The 24,730-nt window shown below is 63.5% G+C and carries 23 protein-coding genes and 1 tRNA gene; 11 read left to right on the top strand and 13 right to left on the bottom strand.

Annotated features, from left to right (window positions below; all coding sequences use genetic code 11):
• Position 1 precedes the first annotated feature (1 nt).
• The 8 genes from PIN01S_RS24435 to PIN01S_RS24470 all read left to right on the top strand — a co-directional run bounded on the left by PIN01S_RS24435 (position 2) and on the right by PIN01S_RS24470 (position 6,321).
• The gene (locus tag PIN01S_RS24435) at positions 2 to 490 is read left to right on the top strand and encodes a GNAT family N-acetyltransferase (RefSeq protein ID WP_084339524.1); all 489 of its coding nucleotides are present in this window, start codon (positions 2 to 4) and stop codon (positions 488 to 490) included.
• Entirely contained in the window at positions 483 to 851 is a 369-nt protein-coding gene (locus tag PIN01S_RS24440; RefSeq protein WP_084339525.1) for a DsrE family protein, read from the top strand. Before PIN01S_RS24435 ends, PIN01S_RS24440 begins: the two co-directional genes overlap by 8 nt.
• On the top strand, positions 827 to 1,312 hold the full coding sequence (locus PIN01S_RS24445; RefSeq protein WP_090257351.1) for a glycine cleavage system protein H: 486 nt from the start codon (positions 827 to 829) through the stop codon (positions 1,310 to 1,312). Before PIN01S_RS24440 ends, PIN01S_RS24445 begins: the two co-directional genes overlap by 25 nt.
• Before the next feature lie 211 nt (positions 1,313 to 1,523).
• Positions 1,524 to 2,144 carry a GrpB family protein gene (locus PIN01S_RS24450; protein ID WP_084339527.1) on the top strand — a complete coding sequence of 207 codons (621 nt, stop codon included), beginning with the start codon at positions 1,524 to 1,526 and terminating at the stop codon, positions 2,142 to 2,144.
• A 270-nt stretch (positions 2,145 to 2,414) separates the two neighbouring features.
• On the top strand, positions 2,415 to 3,731 hold the full coding sequence (locus tag PIN01S_RS24455) for a HipA domain-containing protein (protein ID WP_084339528.1): 1,317 nt from the start codon (positions 2,415 to 2,417) through the stop codon (positions 3,729 to 3,731).
• Positions 3,728 to 4,081, top strand: coding sequence for a helix-turn-helix domain-containing protein (locus PIN01S_RS24460; RefSeq protein ID WP_084339529.1), 354 nt, complete (start codon positions 3,728 to 3,730; stop codon positions 4,079 to 4,081). The genes PIN01S_RS24455 and PIN01S_RS24460 overlap by 4 nt, the downstream gene beginning before the upstream one ends.
• Positions 4,082 to 4,353: 272 nt before the next feature.
• Positions 4,354 to 4,677: a helix-turn-helix domain-containing protein gene (locus tag PIN01S_RS24465; RefSeq protein ID WP_084339530.1), complete on the top strand. Its 324-nt coding sequence runs from the start codon at positions 4,354 to 4,356 to the stop codon at positions 4,675 to 4,677.
• 312 nt (positions 4,678 to 4,989) lie between these two features.
• The gene (locus tag PIN01S_RS24470; RefSeq protein ID WP_084339531.1) at positions 4,990 to 6,321 is read left to right on the top strand and encodes a BRCT domain-containing protein; all 1,332 of its coding nucleotides are present in this window, start codon (positions 4,990 to 4,992) and stop codon (positions 6,319 to 6,321) included.
• Positions 6,322 to 6,576: 255 nt separating this feature from the next.
• Here PIN01S_RS24470 and PIN01S_RS24475 read toward each other — a convergent pair whose 3' ends face one another.
• The 3 genes from PIN01S_RS24475 to PIN01S_RS24490 form a co-directional block, all read right to left on the bottom strand.
• The gene (locus PIN01S_RS24475; RefSeq protein ID WP_244506034.1) at positions 6,577 to 6,864 is read right to left on the bottom strand and encodes a DNA-binding protein; all 288 of its coding nucleotides are present in this window, start codon (positions 6,862 to 6,864) and stop codon (positions 6,577 to 6,579) included.
• Between the two features lie 3 nt (positions 6,865 to 6,867).
• Entirely contained in the window at positions 6,868 to 7,389 is a 522-nt protein-coding gene (locus PIN01S_RS27485; protein WP_342029068.1) for a hypothetical protein, read from the bottom strand.
• A gap of 171 nt (positions 7,390 to 7,560) precedes the next feature.
• Positions 7,561 to 7,821 carry a hypothetical protein gene (locus tag PIN01S_RS24490; RefSeq protein ID WP_084339532.1) on the bottom strand — a complete coding sequence of 87 codons (261 nt, stop codon included), beginning with the start codon at positions 7,819 to 7,821 and terminating at the stop codon, positions 7,561 to 7,563.
• A gap of 126 nt (positions 7,822 to 7,947) precedes the next feature.
• Here PIN01S_RS24490 and PIN01S_RS24495 point away from each other — a divergent pair, with 126 nt between their 5' ends.
• Positions 7,948 to 8,157 (top strand): hypothetical protein, encoded by a 210-nt coding sequence (locus PIN01S_RS24495; RefSeq protein ID WP_084339533.1) that lies wholly within the window; start codon positions 7,948 to 7,950, stop codon positions 8,155 to 8,157.
• A 446-nt stretch (positions 8,158 to 8,603) separates the two neighbouring features.
• Positions 8,604 to 9,830, top strand: a complete 1,227-nt coding sequence (locus tag PIN01S_RS24500) for an ATP-binding protein (protein ID WP_084339534.1) — start codon at positions 8,604 to 8,606, stop codon at positions 9,828 to 9,830.
• Between the two features lie 227 nt (positions 9,831 to 10,057).
• Here the strand turns inward: PIN01S_RS24500 and PIN01S_RS24505 are convergent, their stop codons facing one another.
• The 10 genes from PIN01S_RS24505 to PIN01S_RS24555 form a co-directional block, all read right to left on the bottom strand.
• Entirely contained in the window at positions 10,058 to 10,909 is an 852-nt protein-coding gene (locus tag PIN01S_RS24505; protein WP_084339535.1) for a universal stress protein, read from the bottom strand.
• Between the two features lie 14 nt (positions 10,910 to 10,923).
• The gene (locus tag PIN01S_RS24510; protein WP_084339536.1) at positions 10,924 to 12,411 is read right to left on the bottom strand and encodes a SulP family inorganic anion transporter; all 1,488 of its coding nucleotides are present in this window, start codon (positions 12,409 to 12,411) and stop codon (positions 10,924 to 10,926) included.
• Between the two features lie 419 nt (positions 12,412 to 12,830).
• Positions 12,831 to 12,926 (bottom strand) — tRNA-Sec (locus PIN01S_RS24515).
• A 17-nt stretch (positions 12,927 to 12,943) separates the two neighbouring features.
• Positions 12,944 to 14,857 (bottom strand): selenocysteine-specific translation elongation factor, encoded by a 1,914-nt coding sequence (selB, locus tag PIN01S_RS24520; protein ID WP_084339537.1) that lies wholly within the window; start codon positions 14,855 to 14,857, stop codon positions 12,944 to 12,946.
• Positions 14,854 to 16,260: an L-seryl-tRNA(Sec) selenium transferase gene (gene selA, locus PIN01S_RS24525; protein WP_084339538.1), complete on the bottom strand. Its 1,407-nt coding sequence runs from the start codon at positions 16,258 to 16,260 to the stop codon at positions 14,854 to 14,856. The genes selB and selA overlap by 4 nt, the downstream gene beginning before the upstream one ends.
• Positions 16,257 to 17,177, bottom strand: coding sequence for a formate dehydrogenase accessory protein FdhE (fdhE, locus tag PIN01S_RS24530; RefSeq protein ID WP_084339539.1), 921 nt, complete (start codon positions 17,175 to 17,177; stop codon positions 16,257 to 16,259). The genes selA and fdhE overlap by 4 nt, the downstream gene beginning before the upstream one ends.
• Before the next feature lie 96 nt (positions 17,178 to 17,273).
• Positions 17,274 to 17,897: a formate dehydrogenase subunit gamma gene (locus PIN01S_RS24535; protein ID WP_084339540.1), complete on the bottom strand. Its 624-nt coding sequence runs from the start codon at positions 17,895 to 17,897 to the stop codon at positions 17,274 to 17,276.
• A gap of 200 nt (positions 17,898 to 18,097) precedes the next feature.
• The gene (fdxH, locus tag PIN01S_RS24540) at positions 18,098 to 19,021 is read right to left on the bottom strand and encodes a formate dehydrogenase subunit beta (protein WP_084339541.1); all 924 of its coding nucleotides are present in this window, start codon (positions 19,019 to 19,021) and stop codon (positions 18,098 to 18,100) included.
• Between the two features lies 1 nt (position 19,022).
• Positions 19,023 to 22,097 (bottom strand): formate dehydrogenase-N subunit alpha, encoded by a 3,075-nt coding sequence (gene fdnG, locus PIN01S_RS24545; protein WP_139198633.1) that lies wholly within the window; start codon positions 22,095 to 22,097, stop codon positions 19,023 to 19,025.
• Between the two features lie 177 nt (positions 22,098 to 22,274).
• On the bottom strand, positions 22,275 to 23,246 hold the full coding sequence (locus tag PIN01S_RS24555) for an SdiA-regulated domain-containing protein (protein WP_084339544.1): 972 nt from the start codon (positions 23,244 to 23,246) through the stop codon (positions 22,275 to 22,277).
• A 179-nt stretch (positions 23,247 to 23,425) separates the two neighbouring features.
• Between PIN01S_RS24555 and PIN01S_RS24560 the strand changes: the two genes are divergently transcribed.
• Positions 23,426 to 24,559, top strand: a complete 1,134-nt coding sequence (locus PIN01S_RS24560) for a GGDEF domain-containing protein (RefSeq protein ID WP_084339545.1) — start codon at positions 23,426 to 23,428, stop codon at positions 24,557 to 24,559.
• Positions 24,560 to 24,730 lie beyond the last annotated feature (171 nt).

Here is a 24,730-nt window from a genome sequence, read left to right on the forward strand (position 1 = left end):
CGTGGACACGCCCAACCTCACCCACCGCCCCGCCACGGACGACGACCTACGCCAAGTGGTCGACTTCGTGCAGACACCGGACGAACTCTTCTTCGCCTACCCCAAGGGCACCTGGCCACTCACCGTCGAACAGCTCGCCGCCGCCCGCGCCGAGCGGCGCGGCAGTACCCTTGCACTGCTCGACGGCCGCCCCGCCGGCTACGCCAACTTCTACCAATGGCATCCCGGCGAAAGCTGCGCCCTCGGCAACCTGATGATCGCCCCCTGGGCCCGCAGCCGGGGCGTGGCGCGCTACCTCATCGGCGTGATGGAGCGACAGGCCCGCGAGCACTTCGATGCCCGCCGCCTGGACATCTCCTGCTTCAACGCCAACGCCGCCGGGCTGCTGCTCTACACCCGGCTCGGCTATACGCCGAAGGAAGTCGTCGAACGCAGCGACCCGCAGGGCCAGCGGGTCGCCCTGATCCGCCTGGAGAAAGCCCTTGGTTGATGCGCAGCGGGTCCTCATTCTGGTCGCCAGCGGCCCGAGCACGCCCGCGCGCTGCGCCGCACCCTTCCACGTCGCCACCCTGCTCGCCTGCATGGACGCCAACGTCACCCTCTACCTCACCGGCGAAGCCACCCAACTGGCCCACCGAACCGTCGCGGAAAGCCTGCGCGCCGTGGAAGGCGGCGAGCCCGTGCTGCATTTCATCCAGCAGGCGAAGCACGCCGGCGCCCGCCTGCTGATGTGTCGCCAACCCGGCGTGCCCCTGGACCCGGAGGCGCTGATCGACGAACTGGATGAAATCGCCAGCGGCGGCGAGCTGGCGCAACTCATCCTCGAATGCGACAAGGTGCTCAGCCTGTGAACCTGCACGGCCTGGACTTCCCCGAGGGGCTGCTCTACGCCCCCGCTCACAACCTCTGGCTGCGCGAAGAGGCGGACGGCAGCGTCACCCTCGGTCTCACCGCCTACGGCTGCGCGCTCTACGGGCAGATCTTCGCCTTCACCGCCAAGCGCCCCGGCACCCGCATCGAGGCGGAGCGCAGCTTCGGCGTGGTGGAATTCGCCAAGGCCGCCGCCTCGGCGCGCAGCCCGCTGGCCGGCGAACTGCTGGAAGCCAACGACGCCCTGCTGCAACGCCCCGGCCTGATCAACCGCGACTGCTACGGCGAAGGCTGGATGGTGCGCCTGCGCCCGGACGACTGGCCCACCCAGCGCTCCGCCTTCCTCCAGGGCGAAGCAGCCGTGGCGGCCTTCGCCGAACGCATGCGCCAGGACGGCTTCGACCCCGCCGACAACGGCGTGCAAGCGCTGCGAACCGACTAGCCTCCGACACGGTCAGTAAAGGGGCTGCCCACCATCAAGGACGCCCCCATGAACGTAATGCTGGTCACGTTAAGTCATGCACGTTTGCTCCCCTCTCCCGTTTACGGGAGAGGGGCTGGGGGAGAGGGTCGAAAACACCGAGAAACTGCCGGCTCACCTCTCCCCAAAGGGGCGAGGGACTAATCACGCTTAAGTGGACAGTATTACGCCCATGAACGACCTGACGCCCCCTACCTTCGATGGCCAGCAGTGGAGCAACGCTGCGGACGACCCGATCCGCATCGAAGCCCCCCGCGAAGAGTGGCCGCAGCGCTACGACGAAGAAGCCGCCCGCATCCGCGACGCCCTGGCCGAGCGCGGCATCGCCGGCGTGCGCCTGGAACACTTCGGCAGCACCGCCGTGCCGGGCCTGGCGGCCAAGCCGATCATCGACATCCTGCTCATTCCCCCGCTGGACGCCGACTGGCAGCGCCTGGTCGAACCACTGGAGGCGCTTGGCTACCAGTTCTGGCGCAGCAACCCGGCGACCCAGCGGATGTTCTTCGTCAAAGGCATGCCACCCTTCGGCCAGGGCCGCACCCACCACGTCCACGTCATGGGCCTGGACGAAGCCGACCGCCACCTGCTGTTCCGCGACTATCTGCGCACCCACCCCGAAGACGCCCAGGCCTACGCCTGCCTCAAGCACGAACTGGCCGAACGTTATCCCCACGACCGCGAGGCCTACACACGCGGCAAGGACGCCTTCGTCGCCACCCTCCTCGGCCGCCAACAAGCCGCCATGTCCGCCCCGGACCAAGGCGGCCCGGTGATACCCGACGCCCAGCCGTAGTCCGGCGCGGGCCAATCCCGGATTGCGCTGGGGCTTATCCGGACTACAACGCCGCTGCCCTACCGTAGGGGAAAATTCATTCGTCCGCCTTAAAGCGATTCGGAACCTGCATTGCTCAGCCTTATACGGGGAGGCTTTCGAAACCCCTTATAACCAGCACTATAATGCTGACTAAAATACTCTATCAGCATAATTCCGGCACTTTATTGCTGATATTGGCAAAACGAGATACCTTTTCAGCATTAAAGTTCTGACTCAAAAATCCGCGATATGCCCGAACAACTCACAATACAAACCTACGTCGACGGCCAATGGCACGACGCTCTGGTGCTCACTGTAGAAAACTCCAGAAAGGTCGCCGAGGGGGCTTGCTCGGTCGCCTACCACCAAGCCTATCTCCTGCAATTCCTCGACAAAATCGATTCGATTTTCGAGAACGCTGTTAGCGTGAACGTGCCGATGAACTGGACGATCGCTCGCGGCATCGGCTACCCGGCGTTCGTCTATGACATCGTGCCTGCCGGTGCCGCCCGGAGATCGCTGGAGGCCCGCTTTTCCAACGAAAAGCCGGAGGGGATGGACATGGAGTTTTTTCTCCTGAAGCGTTGTTCTCCCGCGCCCATCGGACATCTGCGGGTAAAGGAATCCTTCGAGCATATAGACCAGGGGCGGACCATCGCTTTTTCGCGCGCGGAGGTCGTAGAGAGAACGAACGAATTTCTGGAATACGCCTACGAGCTGGGCGCGGCTATCGGCGGCGCCACCGGCGCCCAGGGCGAAGCGCCGAAGCTGCTCATGGCCGAGGATGCCAACGGTGGGCTGCATGCCGATGCCGTGTTGCCGGATGATCACGTCAAACGCCATTGGCTCGTGAAATTCGCCCGCAACCGAGTGACCGAGCGTGACAAGAACATCCTGCGTGCCGAATACCACTACTACAAAGCGATCTCGACGCTGGGACTGAATACCCTCTCAACGGACGGGCTGGCGCTCGAAGAGGCTGAAAAACCCAGCCTTTGGATGCCCCGCTTCGACAGACGCATCATCAATGGCAGGGTAGAACGCCTTCCCATGGAGTCGATCTACTCGATCTGCGGGAACACCGTTCCAGGCTCCCCGATGAAGCATGAAGAGGTGCTGTATCGCCTGGCCAACCTTTGGCGGGAAAACCAGCAAACCGACGAAATCGAGGATTTGGTATTCGAGTACGTGCGGCGCGACCTGCTCAACCGCATCCTGGGTAACTCGGATAACCATGGCCGGAATACCTCGGTCATCCGTTACCAACAACGTTTCCAGCTGGCGCCCATCTACGACCTCGCTCCGATGGTGCTTGATCCGGAGGGCGTCACGCGGGTCACCAAATGGGAGAGCGAGCGGCAAGGCTCGCCCAACTGGGAAGCTGTATCTGCGGCCCTCAAGGGGCTGATCGCCCCGGATACCCTGATGCGTCGTTTGAAAGGCGCAGCCCAGGAATTTCGAGCCCTTCCCAGCCTTCTGACGGACCTTCCGGAAGAAGTACTGAAGGCTCGTTCGATCCCCCTCAACAACCTGGATACCCGCCTGGGTGAATGGGGCCTGCTATGAATATCCTCACGCCCGAAGAGCGCCAGAAACTGCTCGAAGACATCCAACTGCAGAACACACTGGGCAAGGAGACGCTGGGAACGTCGATACGTCGTCTGCGCCTAGAGATGACCGGCCTCGATCAAGAAACCTTCGCCGCCATGTGCAAAATCTCGACGAGAGCGCTCTACCAGTTGGAAAGCGACAAAGGCAACCCGACCCTCAACACCCTCAACGGCATTCTGCGACTGTTCGGTATGAAGATGACGCTCGGCTCGATCAGGAGCGCCCCCATCATTCCGACAGAGACGCGCACCATAACCAAAAAGCGCGGCACACGGCCGGCCTCGAAGATCAGACAAAACGGATAACAGAGATTGCTGAAACCACAGCCTGGACCGAACCGGTTTATGTCACCGAAGCATGCCCCGACCTCTCCCGTAGGGGCAAATTCATTCGCCTAGCTGGCCCAAGCGTTCGCCTGAGGCTGCATCGACCATAGAAGTCCAAGTTTAAGGTTTCATCCAATGAGATCCTATCCAAGATAAGATCGTATTTAACAGCACCTTAAATTTCGAGCGAATTCATAAGGTGCTATTCTGGATACCGTTATCCAGCCTAAGGCACCACCACAGGCAACCTTATGAAAGGCTTCTTTCCTGTCCAGTGCACCACGACCCTGCACAAAATCGGCCTTCTGGTAAAAGAAGCCAGGCTTCGCCTGAGCATCCGGCAGGTCGATCTGGCCGAACAAGCAGATATCTCCCTGCGTGCCGTACGGCATATCGAGGCAGGGAATGCCGAGGGTGTATCCCTGCGCGACTTCATGATGGCCTTGTTCACACTGGGCATCACCGACCGGGTTTTCCAGAGCCTGAATGAAGACCCGGCCTTCACCTCCCGATTCCTGGACACGGCCGGGGACAAACGCGTCCGCCTGCCCAAGAGCCGGTCGGAGGACTTCTGATGGCCAGTGCACTGCCCGAGTTACCGGGATAACGGCCTGGGCCGGCTTCACCACCGAAACCAAGCAAACGCACCACACCTCGACCGTAGGAGCGAGCACTGCTCGCGAACAGGCGCCACCCGCAGACACACGGCGAACACTTCTTCTGTAGGGCAAATTCATTCGATCTCAGCTCGGTGATTTCCCTGGGGCCTTGCCGGACGTCGGCACGTCCGTGTGCGCTTCGTCATGCTGGGCCTACACGCGGCCTGTTAAATTGTGATGGCTTTATGATCTCACCCCTGCATGGCTCTTTCCCAAGGATGAACCGTTATGTCATCGCTCTATTTGAATGTGTATGTACAGTCGGACAACGCCACTTCCCAAGCAGCCATTCGCCAGTTCGTGGACTATGTGAATGCACAGGATTACGAGGCGGTCGAGGCCATGGATGCCGAGGAGAAACTGTATGACGTCGACGACATCCTGGCCTCCCCCATCGAACTACGCGACCAGAACGGCGTACTCCATCTGATATTCGAATCATCCAGTTCACTCGAGGTCGAGGTACTGGTGGATTTTTTCCGTTACCTCGGCGCGGTCGGGGTCGAGATCAGCGCTTTCGACTCCAGCTCTGGCGGAACTTTCTACGTGGATGGTCAGGGCGAGTATTTGGACGACTACGCCGCCGGTTCCTGGAAATGGCTTCCCGCCCCCAACTCGGGGTTTGTGGGGCAGTACGTGGTGGTCACTGGAACCTTCGCCGACTACACCCGCCCGGCGCTGGAAGAGTTGATCAGCCAGAAAGGCGGCAAGGTTCAGAAATCGGTCAATGGCAAAACCACGCTCTTAGTGATGGGCGCAAAACCAGGGGCCGATAAGACCGGCAAAGCTGAATCCCTGGGCATAAGGATCATGGAAGAAGACGAGCTGCTGGATGTTCTTGCGGGTGGCGATACGCTCTCCGTCGATACTGGCGCAGCCGAACCCGAAACACCGGATGCGCCGATCATCGCCTATCAATATTGCTTCCCTCCCAAGGACAAGGCTGTAACCACCTTGCCCAGTGAAGTCCGCGAGGAACTCATCGCACTACTACGGACAAATGGCTACCTCAATGAGCACTATTACAAAGTTCAGCTGGATAACGCCCGAGAATGGCATCCCACGGTAGCCGCCAAATTCCGTGAATATCGCCGCGCAAAAGATATTCCCGTAGAGGCTCGTGGCCCTCTCGCCCCCCGATCGGCATGGGACATTGCAAATCTTTTTCAAGATCACAATACCCTTATCACCAGCTATGCCCCTTACATCTACGAGGCGGACAAGAAAGGCTACGGCCACGCGCTCGCGCAGATCGCACACTACTCGGGTATGCCCTTGGGAGATATCCGGTATGCCCCCAAGGCGGGGACCCAAGGCAGCTTCAAACTTGAATGCACATTTGAGGGAAAGGCCTTCGGGACCAGCTTCAAATATTCTCCGGATACTTTCCCCAAACCCTTCTTGCGCTTGCTGCACGACATGGCCGCACAGAGCACTTCATGGGATTTCATCTTCATCTCCCGCAACGGGGAGCGAGCCTACACAGTCATTCCATCGGCCCTGGCACAAGGCCTTGCGCGGCACGGCTTTCTTAAACCGCTTTACAGGAGCGCCCTTTAAGATGGCCGCTTTCTCGTCACGGATACCGCCGTGGCGGCCATAACGGTCAAGTTTCCGAATGGCGGGCCGAATCGGTGCGCATGCACCACACCTCGACCGTAGGAGCGAATTCATTCGCGATGGGATGACGATGCTGCCGCGTCAGTCGCGAATGAATTCGCTCCCACAAGAATGGCCCAGGTGTAGGGGCGAATTCATTCGCCCAACGAAGCACCGCGGGCGGATAAATCCGCCCCTACCGGTTCCGGGCAAACCTCAGCTCGGTGATTTCCCGGGGGCCTTGCCGGATGCCGGCACGCCTGGGTGCGCTTCGTCGTATTCGGGGCTCGTCTGCCCGATTTCCGGGGCGATCTGGCCGCTGGCGAGCCAGAGCGCGTACTGCGGGTAAATCTTCACCAGCACATCGATTTCTTCGGTGTTCATTCTGACGGCGCGCTTGCTGATGGTTTTCCACCGTTCATGGCTTGTTTCGCCAAGCTGACTGAGCCTCTTTGGCCCCACCATTCGGAGCAATCGTATTGCCCTATCCAGGATCTCATCCACGATTCAGCCTCGGCCATCATCTTGTGATGATGGCTCAAGATGAGCCCCATCGTACTCAGGACAGGTTTGCGCAATCTCCGGGACAACTTGGCCGCTAACCAGCCAGAGAGCGTACTGGGGAAAAATCTTGACCAGCACACCAAGCTCTTCGGTACTCATTCGGATCGCGCCTTTGCTGATGTTCCTCCAACGCTCGTAATTCGGCCCCCCAAGCTGACTGAGTTTCTTGGGGCCCATCATCCGAAGCAATGGGAGAGCCCTGTCTCGCGTCGATCCCATGGATTCATGCGGGCTGGAAACTGGCTCGAGTGGTTCACGCTGCGTCTCATCGTACTCAGGGCTCGTCTGCCCGATCTCTGGAGCAATCCTGCCACTGGCGAGCCAGAGTGCGTACTTCGGGAAAATATTTACCAGAATATCGATTTCTTCCGTGCTGACCCGGACCGCTCCCTTGCTGACGCTTCTCCAGCGCTCGTAATCCCCGCCATGATTGCTGGCCTTTTTCGGGCCTATTTTTTTGATCAATAGGCGAGCTCTATCAGCAGACGTCGTCATAATGGATAAATTTTCACCAAAGGATATCTTTCCCTTTTAAGGGAAATGGGAAATAATTTCCCACGAGTAAATATTTCCAATGCCTGAGAACAGCGCCCAATGGATATCCAGCTGGAGGAGCTTTTCCCGTCTCACCAACGATCAGTCTTGTCCCGACAGGCCCGCCGCCGCATCGTACTCCGGACTCGTCTGTCCAATCTCCGGAGCGATCCGGCCACTGGCCAGCCAAAAGGCGTACTGCGGGTAAAACCGAACCAGCACCTCAAGCTCCTGGGTGCTCATCCGGATGTTCTTGTAGCGCACGGTTTGCCAGCGGACCAAACCGATGTCGCTCTCTCTGATCAACTGTTCGAAGCCGGCCTTATCTATAAGAAGCCGGGCTCTTGCCTGCATCGATTCCATTTCGTTCTAAATAATTTGCACTGCAATTATTGCAGTGATCCTGAGGATCAGGCATTGTTTGGATATATTGCACTGCAATAAATGCAGTGAAATATGACTAGTGCAGAATATAGTGGATTAAAGCAGATGGATACGGAAGGCCTGGACCCGCAAAAGCTCATCGGATGCCCACCCCTCATGCCCTGGCAGTCCTTCGCCGAATGGATCGGCATGGGCGACGAACCCATCGTCGTACGAAGTTGGCTGGAACGCGGCTACATACCCAGCCTCAAGGTCGGCAGGCGCCTGATGGTCAACGTGGCGCTGCTGACGCGCCAGCTCATGGAACAGGAGTGAACGCATGCGACAGGGAAGCCCATCCCCACACCCCCAAACCTCCACCCGCCGCGAACTCCGGCTGCTCTGCCTGGTGGAACAGGCACCGGACGGCCGCGTCCTCTGCCTCCCCATCCACACCCTCTACCGCCCGCAAGTCCCCTGGGCTGCCGTCTCCCATAAATGGACACGGGTGCTGCCTGCCGGCTTCATCCTCCGAGACACCCGCGCCACCGCACCAAGCCCCGAAGCACTGGCACGCTGCCGCCGACAGCACCGGGCCGATGTGCTGGGAGCACGCTTGCGGGTTTATGATTGGAAGCCGCCTTTGCGGCGGCTTGTTGCGGGGTTAAGGGCCTGTGAAGAGAGCGGTTGAATGTCTCCTGAGGCCATTTTTGATCCTTGCAATGCTATCGATTTATGGATAGTTTATCCATTAAAGATAAATTCACCATAAAGAGATAAAAATGGACCCTATCCGGAATCCCTACTCCCCTGGGGCCGGTACCAGACCACCGGAACTTGCTGGCCGCGACGAACTGCGCGAAACGGTCCGCATTGCACTCGAGCGCATTCGGCTTGGCCGACCAGCCAGAAGCGTCATCATGGTTGGCCTTCGCGGTGTCGGGAAAACGGTCCTCCTGAATCAAATGCAACGTGACGCGGAAGCTGCCGGCATCCAAACGGTCTACGTCGAGGCTCCCGAATCCAGATCATTACCCGCCATCCTGGCTCCCAAGCTTCGCGTAGCCTTGATCCGCATGAGCCGGATAGACGCGGCAAAGGAGGCAGCGATAAAGGGGCTTCGGGCATTGGCAGGCTTCGTCGGTGCCCTGCGCGTAAAGTTCGGAGACATCGAAGTCGGGATCGATTACGAACCCGAACCCGGCTTGGCCGACAACGGCGATCTTGAAGGGGACCTGATCGACCTGCTGCAACAGGTGGGTGAAGCGGCTAAAGCCTCGGGCACCGTCCTGGCCCTCTTCATCGACGAACTTCAGTATGTTGACGAAGACCAGTTCGCGGCATTGATCACCGCCCTGCACCGCGTCTCCCAGATTCCCTTACCCGTAACCCTGATTGGTGCCGGCCTCCCCCAGCTCCGAGGACGGGCGGGAAACGCCAAGTCGTATGCAGAGCGGCTCTTTACCTACCCGGATGTAGGCCCCCTGCCCGCACCACAAGCCAGTATCGCCTTTGCGAAACCCGCGGAAGACGAGCACGTCCGGGTTGAACCCGCCGCGACACAGAAGGTGGTCGATCTGACCGAGGGCTATCCGTACTTCATCCAAGAGTGGGGCAAGAACACCTGGGACCTGGCCAACGACGCCAGAATCACCGAACAGGACATAGACGCCGCGTCAGCCCAAGTCATCGCATCGCTGGACGAAAGCTTCTTCCGCGTGCGCTTCGACCGAATGACCCTGGCCGAGAAGATCTACCTGCGCGCCATGGCCGAGCTGGGGCCGGGGCCGCACCGCTCAGGCGATATCGCCGCCGTCCTCAACCGAAAAGTCCAATCGCTAGGTCCCATCCGCAGCAGCCTGATTGCAAAAGGAATGATCTGGAGCCCGAACCACGGCGACACGGCCTTCACCGTACCGATGTTCGACAAGTTCATGCGCAGGATCATGCCCGGAGACGATTGGGTGCCGGCTGTTCGTGGGGATAAGGATGGATCGGGGGATGGTTGAGTTGGTTATTTGCACAATTGCACTTATCTGACCGGCCAATTGCATTGGTACTGACCACTACTTGCATCCGATTTGGCCTGCGGGCGGTAGATACGTCACAGGCAGAGATCGGCTCAAGGCTGCCGGTTGCAACCGGCACAAACCGGCCATAAGCTGCCTGTCGGGACAGGCAGCAAATGAGGAAAATTGGCACGCACCTTCAAGTGCGCGCTGCCCCCTTCACCGACCTAGCGCAACAGAAGCAACGGAGTGGTAGTAGTGCGCAGCATGTGGGCAGTGGTGCTCCCCACCAGGAATTGCCGGATTCGAGAATGCCCGTAGGCGCCCATCACGAGCAGATCAATACCGTGCTCTTCTTGGTAGGCATGCAGTGCGGGCTCAACCTCCCCAGTCCGGATGGCTGTATGCACCTTGTGTCCTGCCGAGGTCAGTGTTGAACAGGCCGCCTCCATCTGCACTGCATTCTCTGTCGTCTCAGTTGCGACCATCACCAGATGAATAGGCAATCCCTTCAGCAGAGGGCTAGCAGCCAGCATCTCTACTCCCTTGCGCGTGGTCGCACCGCCATCGAAGGCCAGCATCGCGCTTTCCGGCTGCTTGAAGCGGGTCGGTGTTACCAGTACGGGGCGGTGCATGATGCGAATGACACTTTCCAACTGGCTGCCGACGTGTAGTTCGGCACCGTCACTGGACTCGCCCTGGCGACCGATCACCAGCACGCGGATGTCGTTTTCAAGCTCGCGCAGGCTTTCCAGAAGATCGCCATGGCGCTGCCTGGTTTCCGGCGAACTCACGCCGTCGGCGATGGCCCGCTCCTTCGCGGCAGCGAGCATGACGAGGCCTTGTTCCAGAGCCAGCTTGTTGCGTTGCTCGTCCAACGCGGCGAGTTCATCCAGCAGATGCTCTCGACTGCCCAAACCGATATTGCCGCTCAAATTGGCGGACACCGGATACTGGCGTTGATCCAATACATGCAGGAAGGTGAGCGGGGCATCCAGGCGCTGGCTGGCCCAGGCCGCATAGTCGCAAACAGCAGGGGCGGAGGCGGAGCCGTCAATGCAAGCGGTAACGTAGGTCATCGTTGTTCTCCTTGTCAGTGGCCCATGAGTTGGTCGATGGCATCGGGTTTGTCGTGCACACCAAAACGGTCGACGATAGTGGCGCTGGCCTCATTGAGGCCCAGCACCTCGACCTCGGTGCCTTCGCGGCGCAGCTTGACCACCACCTTGTCCAGAGCAGCGACGGCAGTGATATCCCAGAAGTGAGCGCGACTCAGGTCGATGGTCACCTTGCTAATCGTTTCCTTGAAATCGAACGCCGCAACGAACTTGTCGGCCGAGCTGAAGAACACTTGGCCAATCACCTTATAAATTCGATGATCAGCGGCTTCATTCAACTCTGAGCTGATCGCCATGTAATGACCGACCTTGTTGGCGAAGAACATCGCAGCCAGCAGAACCCCAACCAGAACGCCATAGGCGAGGTTGTGGGTGAAGACCACCACGACCACGGTTGCCACCATCACGATGTTGGTGGAAAGCGGGAATTTGCGCAGATTGCGCAGCGAGTCCCAGCTGAAGGTACCGATGGACACCATGATCATCACCGCCACCAGCGCGGCCATGGGAATCTGGCTGACCCAGTCGCTGAGAAACACCACCATCAATAGCAGCACGACGCCCGCGATCAAGGTGGACAGGCGGGTTCGGCCACCGGATTTCACGTTGATCACCGACTGTCCGATCATGGCGCAACCGGCCATGCCGCCCATGAGGCCCGAAGCGATGTTGGCCACGCCTTGGCCTTTGCACTCGCGGTTCTTGTCGCTGGTGGTATCGGTCAGGTCATCGACGATGGTCGCGGTCATCATCGACTCCAGCAGACCGACCACAGCCAGTGCTGCCGAGTAAGGGAAGATGATCGCCAGGGTCTCGAAGGTCAGTGGCACGTCAGGCCACAGGAAGATCGGGAGCGTATCCGGCAGTTGGCCCATATCGCCGACGGTGCGGATATCCAGCCCGAGATAGATGGCAACTGCGGTCAAGACCAGGATGCACACCAATGGTGAGGGAATCACCTTGCCGAGCTTGGGTACATAGGGAAACAGGTAGATGATACCGAGGCCGGCAGCCGTCATGGCGTAAACGTGCCAGGTGACATTGGTCAGTTCAGGTAGCTGTGCCATGAAGATCAGAATCGCCAGCGCGTTGACAAATCCGGTCACCACCGAACGAGACACGAAGCGCATCAACGAGCCGAGCTTAAGGTACCCGGCGGCGATCTGAAGCACGCCACACAGCAGCGTGGCTGCCAGCAGGTACTCCAAGCCATGGTTCTTGACCAGGGTCACCATCAGCAGCGCCATCGCCCCGGTCGCCGCCGAAATCATGCCGGGTCGACCGCCAACGAAAGCGATCACAACGGCGATACAGAACGACGCATACAGGCCGACCTTGGGATCGACACCCGCGATGATGGAAAAGGCGATGGCCTCCGGAATCAGCGCAAGCGCTACGACGAGACCGGCGAGCACATCGCCTCTCAGATTCGAAAACCAATTCTGTTTGATTGTCTGCAACATCAGTAAATCCAAGGCAATGGACGCGACAGCACGATGCCAGGACGGCGTGCCGGAAGCGTCAGGTTCAAGTTGTAGGAGTCACGTGGCGCCGTGTGGAACGGCAGATTTGCTACAGGCGCAGCAAGACGAATCAGTCGGTAAGCCGAGCTGACTCAGGGAGGGGGCTAAGCGTTATGGCGGCGTAGGCAGCCAGGCAGAAATTTTCGAGGCGTTCATGCTGTCAGGTATTGAGCAGTCAGAGCAGGAAAGAGCGCAGACCATACCACGGTGAGCCTAGTCTTGCGACATTAGGGCAAAAGTTAGAGCCTGAAAATTGCGCCATGGCGATGACTGCTCTTGGCCGTTTTCAGCCCGTCTCACCACAACACAGGTTTCCCCACCCACACCAGCAACTGCCCTCCTTCAAGCTCCCCAAAAACTGGCGGAAGGCAGTGGGGGTCGAACCCACCCGGGAACGGCTGCCGTCCCCCACCGGGTTTGAAGCCCGGCCGCGCCACCGGGCGCGAGTGCCTTCCTTGTTCGTGCCGTTGCGTCAGGCCGGGGCCGGGTGGGCCAGGGCGTTGTCGCGGCGGACTTTGCGTTCGTTGCCGAAGCGGCGGGTGAGGCCGATGCGGTCGAAGTGTTCGAGTATCTGGATGCTGCGTTTGCGGCCCAGGTGGATGCGGTCGCGAAAGGCAGCGGCGCGGATGACGCCGGTCTGATCTTCCAGGCGCAGGACTTCGCTGGCCAGTTGGCGGATGGTCGTATCCGGGTAGAACAGGTCTTTCACCACTTGTTGCAGCAGGCCGAGCCGGGCGAGTTTGCGCAGGAGCAGGCGCACGGAGGCTTCGTCCTGGCCGAGTTCGCGGGCAAGGTCGCGAACCCAGGGTGGGTCGAAGCCGCCCGCTTCGAGCAGGGGCCAGAGGCGTTCCCTGATCGCTTCTTCTGCGTCGCTGAGGCGCACGCGGTGGTCCGGGCGGTGCAGCCAGGGGCCGCTGGCTTCGATGCGGCCGACAGCCATGGCGGCGTCGAGCAGGGCGATGAACACGGGGCGTTCCAGTTGCGGCAAGGCGTAGCGGCGCAGGCGGTCGCGGTCGGGGCCGAGTTCGTCGGGTTGTTCGCTGTGGAATTGCGCCAGCCGCGCCACCAGGTGGTCGCCCAGCGCTTGCCAGCGCGTTCGGTCGAACAGGCGCGGCCCGAGGCGGGTGGAGATTTCCAGCAGGCCGTCCGGCAGGTGCCAGCCGGATCGCGGGCGGTTGAACTGGCGTTCCAGCAGGGCCGGGTCGAGGCCGCTTTCGGCTTCGGCGAGCAGGGTTGGCAGGGCGCTTTCCAGGCTGGCGTCGATCAGGGCGCGCAGTTGGCCGAGGCGGTTTTCCGCGCGGCGGCCCCGGCTGGGGGCGAAGGGGTCGAGGACCAGGCCGCCGCCGAGGGTGCGCTGGGCGGATTGGTCGCGGATCACCAGGCGGTCGCCGTGTACCGCATGCACCGGGGCGTTGAGCAGCAGTTGCGCGAGCATGCGCCCGCCCGGTGCGAGGCTTTCGCCTTCCAGCAGGGCGACGCGGCCGGTCAGGTCCTGGGCGCCGAGGTGCAGGTGCAGCGGGGTCCAGTGCTTGAGGTCGCGGGGCTCGCCGGGGAGCAGTTGTAGCAGGCAGTCGATGCGGCTGGTGGGGGCGTGGAGCACGGGGTGCAGCAGCCAGTCGCCACGGTGGATCTGCTCCACGGCGAGGCGCTCGCCGGCGAGGTTGAGGGCCGCCCGCTGGCCGGCGTGGGCTTCGCTCGCTTCGCGGTTCTGCGCGTGCAGGCCGCGCACTCGCACGGGGCGCCCGGAGGGGCTCAGGAGCAGTTCGTCGCCCACCCGCACGCGGCCGGCGAAGGCGGTGCCGGTGACCACCACGCCGGCGCCGGTGAGGCTGAAGGCGCGGTCGATGGGCAGGCGGAAGTAGCCGCTGTCGCTGCGCTGGCGGCAGGCGCGAGCCTGGTCGATAAGGGCCTGGCGCAGGGTGTCGATGCCCTCCCCGCTCAGGCTGGAGACGGCATGGATCGGGCTGCCGTGCAGCGGCCCCGGCGCCAGCAGCGCGGCGATCTCGGCGCGGACCTCGGCAAGGCGCGCGGCGTCCACCCGGTCGATCTTGGTGAGGGCGACCAGGGCGCGGCGGATGCCGAGCAGTTCGACGATGGCCAGGTGTTCGCGGGTCTGCGGCATTACGCCGTCGTCGGCGGCCACCACCAGCAGGACGAGGTCGATGCCGCAGGCGCCGGCGAGCATGTTGTGGACGAAGCGTTCGTGGCCGGGGACGTCGATGAAGCCGATGGGCTCGTTGCCGTCGAGGGTGGCATAGAGGTAGCCGAGGTCGATGGTGATGCCGCGTTCGCGCTCGGCCGGGCGGCGGTCGCCCTCCTGGCCGGTGAGGGCGCGCAGGAGGGCGGTCTTGCCGTGGTCGATGTGGCCGGCGGTTCCGACGATCACGGTACCTCCCTGCGGAGGTCGGCGAGTTGCGCCAGGAATGCCGGTTCGTCGTCGAGCTGGCGCAGGTCGAGCCAGAGGGCGTCGTCGTCGAGGCGGCCGAGCACCGGGATGGGCAGCAGGCGCAGGGCTTCTTCCAGTTGGTGCAGGGCGCGGCCGCGCAGGCGCCTGGGCTGCTGCGGGCGCAGGCAGAGGGCGGCGCTGGGCAGGCGCGCCACCGGCTGGGCACCGCTGCCGATCATGCCGAGGGCGTCTTCCACGCTGACGCGCCAAGTGTCGCCCAGCACGGCGGCGAGGGCCGGGGCGAGGCGGTCGGCCTGGGCGCGGATGTCCGCCTGTGGCCGGCTGAGCAGGCGCAGGCTGGTGAGGCGCTGGCCGAGGCGGTCGGGGTCGCGGTAGAGGCCGAGCACGGCTTCCAGGGCGGCGAGGGTCAGTTTGTCCACCCGCAGGGCGCGCTTGAGCGGGTTTTTCTTGATCCGTTCGATGAGGTCCTTGCGGCCGACGATGAGGCCGGCCTGGGGGCCGCCGAGCAGTTTGTCGCCGCTGAAGGTGACGAGGTCGGCACCGTCGCGCAGGGCTTCCTGCACGGTGGGTTCCTTGGGCAGGCCCCAGCGGCTGAGGTCGACCAGGCTGCCGCTGCCGAGGTCTTCCAAGAGGGGCAGGCCATGGGCATGGGCGATGGCGGCGAGGTCGGCGGTGGCGACGCTGGCGGTGAAGCCCTGCACGCTGTAGTTGCTGGTGTGGACGCGCATCAGCAGGCCGCTGCGCGGACCGATGGCGGCCTCGTAGTCGCGCGGGTGGGTGCGGTTGGTGGTGCCGACTTCCACCAGCTTCACGCCGGCGCGGGCCATGATGTCGGGGATGCGGAAGGCGCCGCCGATTTCGATCAGTTCGCCGCGGGAGATGATGCCTTCCTTGCGCGCGCCGAGGCTGTTGAGGGCGAGCAGCACGGCCGCGGCGTTGTTGTTGACCACGGTGACGGCTTCGGCGCCGGTCAGTTCGCGGATGAGCCCGGCGATGAGGTCGTCGCGGTCGCCGCGCTTGCCGGTGGCGAGGTCGAATTCGAGGTTGAGCGGGTAGCGCGCCGCCGTGCAGATCGCTTCCACCGCTTCTTCCGGCAGCAGGGCACGGCCGAGGTTGGTGTGCAGCACGGTGCCGGTGAGGTTGAACACCCGCCGCACGCGGCTGCGGTGTTGGGCGGCGAGACGTTCGCCGGCACGCCCGGCGAGCACGGCTTCGGAGAGTTCCAGGCTGGCCAGGTGGCCCTGGCGCGCCGGCTCGCGCAGTTCGTCGAGCAGGCTGCGCAGGGTGGCGAGCAGGGCTTCGCGGCCGTAGCGCTGTTGCAGCGGGGCGCAGGCCGGCGCGCGCAGCAGGCGGTCCACCGAGGGCAGGCGGGCGCTGGTCATCCCTCCCCTCCCGGCGCCAGCAGCAGGTTGGGTGCCCGGCGCAGGTAGCCCTGTTCGGCCAGCAGCAGGTCGAGGTCGAGGCTGGCGAGGTCGGCGGAGAGGCATTCGCCGTCGGGGGCGTGTTCCAGGTAGAGCTGCTTGAGGTAGGTCTTGCAGCTCGGGCAGGCCTCGGCGCGCACGCCATGGGGCGAGCCGTCGAGGTGCAGGTAGTCGAGGCGCTTGGTGCTCTGGCAGTGGCTGCATTTCAGGCGCACGTAGTGCCATTCGACGCTGCACAGGGAGCAGACCAAATAGCGCAGGCCGTTGACCTGGCCGCGATGACGGATCACCCCGGCCATGGGCGGCGCGCCGCAGCACGGGCAATAGGCCTGGTCTTCGCGCTCGCGCAGTTCGCCGAGGTCGAGGCCGAGCAGCCAGTGGCTCCAGGCGGTCTGCAGGCCGGCGCCGACGAAGGGCACCAGCGCGGCCGGCAGCAGGTCGTACTGGCCGCTGACCAGGGCCACGCCCCAGGCCTTGCGCTGGCTCGATCCGGTTTTGCGCAAGTGGTCGAGGGCGTCGTCCAGGGCCGGATTGGCGGCCGCTAGGGTAAAGGCGCGCAGCACGGCGTCGAGAAAGGCGAGCCAGCCGTCGTCACGCACCAGGGTGTCGGCGGCCAAGGGCGGCAGGCCGTGGACCAGGGATTCGCGGATGCGGTGGGCGTTCGGCGCGGGAACATCCGGCGGGGCATCGAGCACGGCCTGCTGGGCACGGCAGATCGCGGCGGCCAGGGCCAGGTAGGCGGAGAGCGGATGGTTCTGGGCGAGCGTGTCCAGGCGCGCGGCGCGCAGCTCGAAGAGGTTGCGCGGCGGCAGTTGGACGAAAGGCGGCTTGCTGGCCGCGGCTTCGATCTGGCCCGGCTCGAGAATGGTGCCTGACACGCAGGACTCCTTACTTCATGCACCCCGGCTAAAGCGTAGACGCCGATTCGCCGTTCCGCTCGGAGATGGGCGCGACCCGCTGTCGCGCCGGCCCGTTCACTTGCGTTCGCGCACCACCGCCTTGTACCAGCCGAGGTGGTGCTTGCGCGCCCAGGCGCGGCTGACCCGGCCGTAGAGCATGGCGCCCACGGAGCCCTTGACCCAGATGGCGGCATAGATGTGGACGATGATGCTGAGGATGAGCACGAAGGCCGCCGCCGCATGCAGCAGGCTGGCCCAGCGCAGGGTCTCGATGCCGAACATTGCGCTGAAGTACTGCCGCCAGATGATCACGCCGCTGACCACCAGTACCAGCATGCTCAGCACCAGCACCCAGAACAGCAGTTTCTGCCCGGCGTTGTAGCGCTCGACCTCCGGCAGGCGGTCTTCGCGGTTGCCGACCACGTCGCGCCATTGCCGCAGCCAGCGGGCGTCCCTGTCGTTCATGCGGTTGTGTCCGGCAAAGCGGATCGCCAGCCACAGGAACAGAAGGAACATCGCCAGGCCGAGGAACGGATGCAGGATGCGCGTCCAGGTGCCGCCGCCGAACAGCGCGGAGAGGCCGAACAGCGCCGGGTGGAACAGCGCCAGCCCGGACAGGCCGGCGAGGATGAAGAGAACCGCCACGGCCCAGTGGTTGCTCCGTTCGGAGGGGGTGTAGCGTTCGATGTCGTCGTTCATTGCGGTCTCCCGAATCGTTCAGGCCGCTGGGCCTGCTTCCGGCTGTACTTCATGGCTGGGTGCAGGTCCGTTTCGCCCTCTCCTCGGCCCTCTCCCATGAATGGGAGAGGGGGCGGACCGTGCAGGCGCCGACTCCGATACGCCCCACTCTTCCCCCTCACCCCTCACCCATCACGCCTCACCCATCACGCCCCGACTCCTCACTCCCTACCCTTCGGGTCCACCACATGCACCGACGGGTCGACCTCGTGGACGATGGGTTCTCCCGGCTCCGGGTCTTCCTCGACGCGGTTCGGGCCGACGCGCACGTAGTGGAAGAAGCCGGCCAGCACGGCGGCGCCCATGGCGAACAGGGCCAGGGGTTTGGTCACGCCTTTCCACAGGCTCACCAGCGGGCTGACGGCCGGTTCGTCCGGCAGGCTGCTGTAGAGCGAGGGCTGGTCGGCGTGGTGCAGCACGTACATGACGTGGGTGCCGCCGACGCCGGCCGGGTCGTACAGGCCGGCGTGCTCGAAGCCGCGTTCCTTGAGGTCGGCGATGCGGCCGTCGGCGTGTTCGATCATGTCTTCCTTGCTGCCGAAGACGATGGCGCCGGTCGGGCAGGTTTTCACGCAGGCCGGCTCCAGGCCCACCGCCACGCGGTCGGAGCAGAGGGTGCACTTGTAGGCCTTGTGGTCCTTCTGCGAGATGCGCGGGATGTTGAACGGGCAGCCGGTGATGCAGTAGCCGCAGCCGATGCACTTGTCCTGGTTGAAGTCGACGATGCCGTTGGCGTACTTGACGATCGCGCCGGGGCTCGGGCAGGCCTTGAGGCAGCCCGGGTCCTCGCAGTGCATGCAGCCGTCCTTGCGGATCAGCCATTCGAGGTTGCCGGCCGGGTTTTCGTACTCGGCGAAGCGCATCACGGTCCAAGAGTCGGCGGTGAGGTCGATGGGGTTGTCGTAGACACCCAGGTTGGAGCCCACGTCGTCGCGCAGGTCGTTCCACTCCGAGCAGGCGACCTGGCAGGCCTTGCAGCCGATGCACTTGGAGGTGTCGATCAGCTTGGCCACCTCGCCGACCTGGCGCACCGAGGGCATCGGTGTGGTGGTGGCGGAACGGGCGATGATGTCTTGAGTGGCCATGTCACACCTTCTCCACGTTCACCAGGAACGACTTGAACTCCGGCGTCTGGGTGTTGGCGTCGCCGACGAAGGGGGTCAGGGTGTTGGTCAGGTAACCGTTCCTGGCCACGCCGGTGAAGCCCCAGTGCAGCGGGATGCCCACCTGGTGCACGGTCTTGCCGTCCACGGTCAGCGGCTTGAGGCGCTTGGTGACCACCGCCACGGCCTTGATGAAGCCACGGTTGGAGGACACCTTGACCCGCTGTCCGGCCTGGATGCCGAGTTCCTTGGCCAGCGCCTCGCCGATCTCGACGAACTGCTCCGGCTGGGTGATGGCGTTGAGACGGCTGTGCTTGGTCCAGAAGTGGAAGTGCTCGGTCAGCCGGTAGGTGGTCGCCGCGTAGGGGAACTCGTCGGCCTTGCCGAACAGTTCGAGGTCGTTCTGGAACACCCGCGCCGCCGGGTTGCTGGTCACGCCGGGCTTGTCCGGGTGCAGCGGGTTGCGACCGATGGGGGTTTCGAACGGCTCGTAGTGCTCGGGGAACGGGCCTTCGGCCATCTTGTCCACGGCGAACAGCCGCGCCACGCCTTCCGGGTTCATGATGAACGGGTTCATGCCCGCGTCCGGCGGCGAGTCGGGCTTGAAGTCCGGCACGTCGGTGCCGCCCCAGGCCGTGCCGTTCCACCACACCAGGCGCTTCTTCCGTGGGTCCCAGGGTTTGCCCGAGGGGTCGGCCGAGGCGCGGTTGTAGAGGATGCGTCGGTTGGCCGGCCAGGCCCAGGCCCAGCCGAGGGTCTGGCCCATGCCGTAGGGGTCGGCGTTGTCGCGCCGCGCCATCTGGTTGCCCAGTTGGGTCCAGGAGCCGCAGAAGATCCAGCAGCCGCTGGCGGTGGAGCCGTCGGCACGGAGCTGGGCGAAGCCAGCCAGTTGCTCGCCAGCCTTGGCCAGCACGGCGCCGGTGGCCGGGTCGGTGACGTCGGCCAGGGCCTTGCCGTTGAACTCGCGGGCGATCTCGTCCGGCCCCGGCTCGTCCGGGCGCAGGTAGCTCCAGTCGATGTTGAGGATCGGGTCGGGGAAGGCGCCGCCTTCCTTGCGATACAGCTCGCGCAGGCGATGGAACAGCCCGCCCATGATGGCGATGTCGGTGCGCGCCTGGCCGGGCGGCTCGGCGCCCTTCCAGTGCCACTGCAGCCAGCGCCCGCTGTTGACCAGGGAGCCGTCTTCCTCGGCGAAGCAGGTGGTGGGCAGGCGGATCACCGTGGTCTGGATCGCCGCCGTGTCGACGTCGTTGTAGTCGCCGGCGTTGCGCCAGAACTCGGAGGTCTCGGTGGCCAGCGGGTCCATCACCACCAGGTACTTGAGCTTGGCCAGCGCGGCGCCGACCTTGGCCTTGTTGGGGAACGAGGCGATGGGGTTGAAGCCCTGGCAGAAGTAGCCGTTGATCTTGCCCTGGTACATCAGGTCGAAGACCTTGAGCACGTCGTAGCCGGGGGTGTCCAGCTTGGGCAGCCAGTCGTAGCCCCAGTTATTCTCGGCGGTGGCGTTCTTGCCGTACCAGGCCTTCATCAGGCTGACGTGGAATTTCTCGTAGTTCTGCCAGTAGGAAAGCTGCCCCGGCCGCAGCGGTTTCTGCGTGCGCTTGGCGATGTAGGCGGCATAGTCCTGTTCGGCGTCGCCGGGCAGGGTGAGGTAGCCCGGCAGCAGGTTGGAGAGCAGGCCCAGGTCGGTCAGCCCCTGGATGTTGGAGTGGCCGCGCAGGGCGTTCATGCCGCCGCCGGGCATGCCGATGTTGCCGAGCAGCAGTTGCAGCATGGCGCCGGTGCGGATCATCTGCGAGCCCGTCGAGTGCTGGGTCCAGCCGAGGGCGTACATGATGGTCATCACCTTGTCCGGGGCGGAGGCCTCGGCGATGGTGTCCCAGACCTTGAGCATCAGCTCCTTCGGCGTGCCGCAGATGCTGCTGACCACCTCGGGGGTATAGCGGCTGTAGTGCTGCTTGAGCAGGTTGAACACGCAGCGCGGGTGGCTGAGCGTCGGATCGACCACGGCGAAGCCGTCCTCGCCGATCTCGTAGCCCCAGGCTGACTTGTCGCCGTAGCGCCGCTGGCTGGCGTCGTAGCCGCTGAACAGGCCGTTCTCGAAGGTGAAGCCTTCACGCACGATGAACGACGCATCGGTGTAATTGCGCACGTACTCGTGCTGGATCTTGTCGTTGCTGATCAAGTGGTAGATCAGCCCGCCGAGGAAGGCGATGTCCGTCCCGGTGCGGATCGGCGCGTACAGGTCCGCCACCGAGGCGGAGCGGTTGAAGCGCGGATCGACCACGATCAGCCGGGCCTTGTTGTGCGCCTTGGCTTCGGTCACCCACTTGAAGCCGCAGGGGTGGGCTTCGGCAGCGTTGCCGCCCATGATCAGCACGAGGTCGGCATTCTGGATGTCGGCCCAGTGGTTGGTCATGGCGCCACGGCCAAACGTCGGGGCAAGACTTGCCACCGTCGGGCCGTGTCAGACACGCGCTTGGTTATCGAACCCCAGTATGCCGAGGGAACGTACCACCTTGTGGGTGATGTACCCCGCCTCGTTCGAGGATGCCGAGGCGGCGAGGAATCCGGTGGTCAGCCAGCGGTTGACCGTCTGGCCCTGCTCGTTGCGCTCGATGAAGTTGGCGTCGCGGTCCTCTTTCATCAGCTTGGCGATGCGGTCCAGGGCGTCGTCCCACTCCAGGCGCTTCCATTCGTTGGAGCCGGGCTCGCGAATCTGCGGGTACTTCAGCCGGTTGGGGCTGTGCACGAAATCCAGCAGGCCGGCGCCTTTCGGGCAGAGGGTGCCGCGGTTGACCGGATGGTCGGCATCGCCCTCGATGTGGATGATTTCCTGGACCACGTTTTTGCCGCCGTCGCCCTGGCTGTACATGATCAGCCCGCAGCCGACGGAGCAATAAGGACAGGTGTTGCGCGTCTCACGGGTGCTCGCCAGTTTGAAGTGGCGAACCTGGTCGGCGAAGGCAGCCGGTGGAGCCATGCCCAGCGCCGCCATGCTCGATCCCCCAAGGCCGACCGCACAGACCTTGAAGAATTGCCGACGGTTCATATCCATCGTTGTTCTCCTGCATCAGGCTTGGAGCGGGTACAAGCGAGCCCGCTCAACCCATAACCCTAGCCAAGACAAGGGAATTGGCAAATCGCCATCCGCGCGGGGCCGCGCATCGTTACCCTGATGCGGATATGTTCGACCACTTCGGTGCCGATCAGCCCCAGCAAACTCGCCGGGCTGCTACCGATCGGCGCCGGTATCTGGCTGATCCGCTGACCGGCCGCCCCGGCCGAAGGCGTAGAACAGATTGGGTTCGCTGACCAGGTAAAGGTTGCCCCGCTCGTCGAAGGTCATGCCTTCGGCCTGCGGCACGCCGTTGTCGAGCCCGGCGAAACCGCCGAACAACGAGCGCAGGCCAATCAGACGGCCGTTGCGGTCCAGCTCCATCAGCAGCTTCGATTCGTCGCTGAGCAACACCAGATGCCCGCTGCCCGCGTCGAAATGCACCGCCGACAGGTCGCGGGCCGGCAGGTCCTTCACCCACGCCTCGCGATCGATCACCTGCAGGCCGAACGCGCCGTCGAGGCTGGCCTTGAGCCCGCGAATCTCGTAGAGCTTGATCGGCGAATGTTCCTTGGCGACGAACAGGCGATCGCCGGCACGGTCGTAGCCGACGCCTTCGAAGCCATTGTTGTCGACCTCGCCGAGGCTGAGTGTCAGGCTGCGCGCATCGCTACGGAACAGCGGACCGGGGCGCTCCGGCACGGGGACCACCAGCAGCGCCTGGCTGCGCTCCTCGATCACCAGCAGCAGGTCGTCGCCCAGGTAGGTGAGGTCTTCGACGTCGGAAAACCCGCTGAGCGGATAGCGTCCGAGGAATTCGCCCTCCTTGCCCAGGGCGATCAGTTCCTCCGGGTTGTTCACCACTGCCCAGAAGCGGTCGCGCCGCTCGTCATAGGCCAGCCCGGAAAGGTTCTTGTCCACCGTCTCCACCGCCAGCGCCTCAGTGAGGACCCGGTACTCCGGCAGGCGCAGACCGCGTGACGCCTCAGCGCCCGAGTGCCAGGCGGTTCTCAGCCAGAAGTAGACCCGCTCGTCGAGGTGCAGGAGGCGCACCTGATAGAACGACAGCAGACCGAAGAGCAGCAGCGCCCATTTCCATGGACCGAGGACAGGCAGCTTTCCCAGCAGCCCCTTGGCGGCAGCGTACATCGGCGGTTCTCGCGCTTTGGGGTGGAAGGCAGTCTGTCCGAGTTATGTTTCAGCCTGACGAGCGACCGACGCCGGCCGTCAAAATCAGGCTTTCGGATAAATGACATGGTGGCAATTTGCATCTAGCGTGATACAAAGCGCCTATGCTCAACCCTGCCGTTCTGTGATCACAAATTCCGATGACCGACGCCGAGATTCCCCGTCAGCTGGACGCCTTTACCCTGTGGCGGGAAGCCGTGGACATGCGTTCGCGCTCGCGCCTGGGCGGCTTCTACTACCTGTTCGCCTGGCTGCTGGTCTGGGGATTCAGTGCGGCGCCCATGGCGAACTGGCCTGCGGGCCTCGGGCTCGGCCTGTTGTTCGGCCTGACCCTGGCCCTGCGCTGGCTGCACGACCTGCCGACGAGCCATGACCCCGATCTGCTGCGGCACTGGATGAAGCGCCGCTGGCAGTTGATCCACTTCACCTCGCTGGCCTGGGGCCTGGTCCAGGCCTGGGTGCTGCTCGACGAGGCCTACCGGGACACGCGGCTGATCGCCACGCTCAGCACCATCGCCTTCAGCACGGCGATGGTCTCCACCTTCGCCATGAATCGCCGCTGTTGCGCCCTGGCCATCCTGCTGCTGTACCTGCCCGGGCTGATCAGCCTGAGCCGGGACGATGGAAATCTCGGCGAGCTGGTGACCCTGACTTTCTACTTCAGCTACCTGCTGCTGGCGCTCAACCGCAGCCATACGGACTACCACGGCAACCTCGCGCTGGAGTTGCAACTGATCGAGCAGCGCGACCGCCTCGACACCCTCAGCCGCACTGACAGCCTCACGCAGCTGGGTAACCGCTACCAGTTCAACAACCTGTTCCCGTCCATGGTCGCGGCAGCCCAGCGCCAGCGCGGCTCGCTGGCGCTGGTGCTGCTGGATATCGATTACTTCAAGCACGTGAACGACAACTTCGGCCACACCGCCGGCGACCTCTGCCTGCAACACTTCGCCGAGCGCATGCGCCAGGTGTTCCGCCGCGACAGCGACGCCCTGCTGCGCCTGGGCGGCGAGGAGTTCGGCGTGCTGATGCCGGACACCAGCCTGGAGCAGGCCCAGTCGCTGGCCGAAAGCTTCCGGCAGAACCTGATCCACCGGGGTTTCGAGGTGCAGGGGCGCACCCTGCCGCTGACCGCCAGCCTCGGCGTGGGCTGCTTCGAGCCCGGCCAGGACAGCGCGGAATCCTTCTTCAAACGCGTCGACGATGCGCTGTACAAGGCCAAGGCCACCGGCCGCGATCGCATGGTCCTGGCCAGTTACGCCTCGGCCCAGTAGGCCGACTTCATTCGACCAACCCCATCACCGACGGGCGAATAAATTCGCCCCTACACAGGATTTGCAGCCCGGATAAGCGGAGCGCAATCCGGGGATTCACCGCGCTCCCGGATTGCGCTGGGGCTTATCCAGGCTTGTATGTTCCTCAGGCACTCTAAAGTGAAAGGGCAA

The sequence above is a fragment of the Pseudomonas indica NBRC 103045 genome, from assembly GCF_002091635.1.
Lineage (GTDB): Bacteria > Pseudomonadota > Gammaproteobacteria > Pseudomonadales > Pseudomonadaceae > Pseudomonas_M > Pseudomonas_M indica.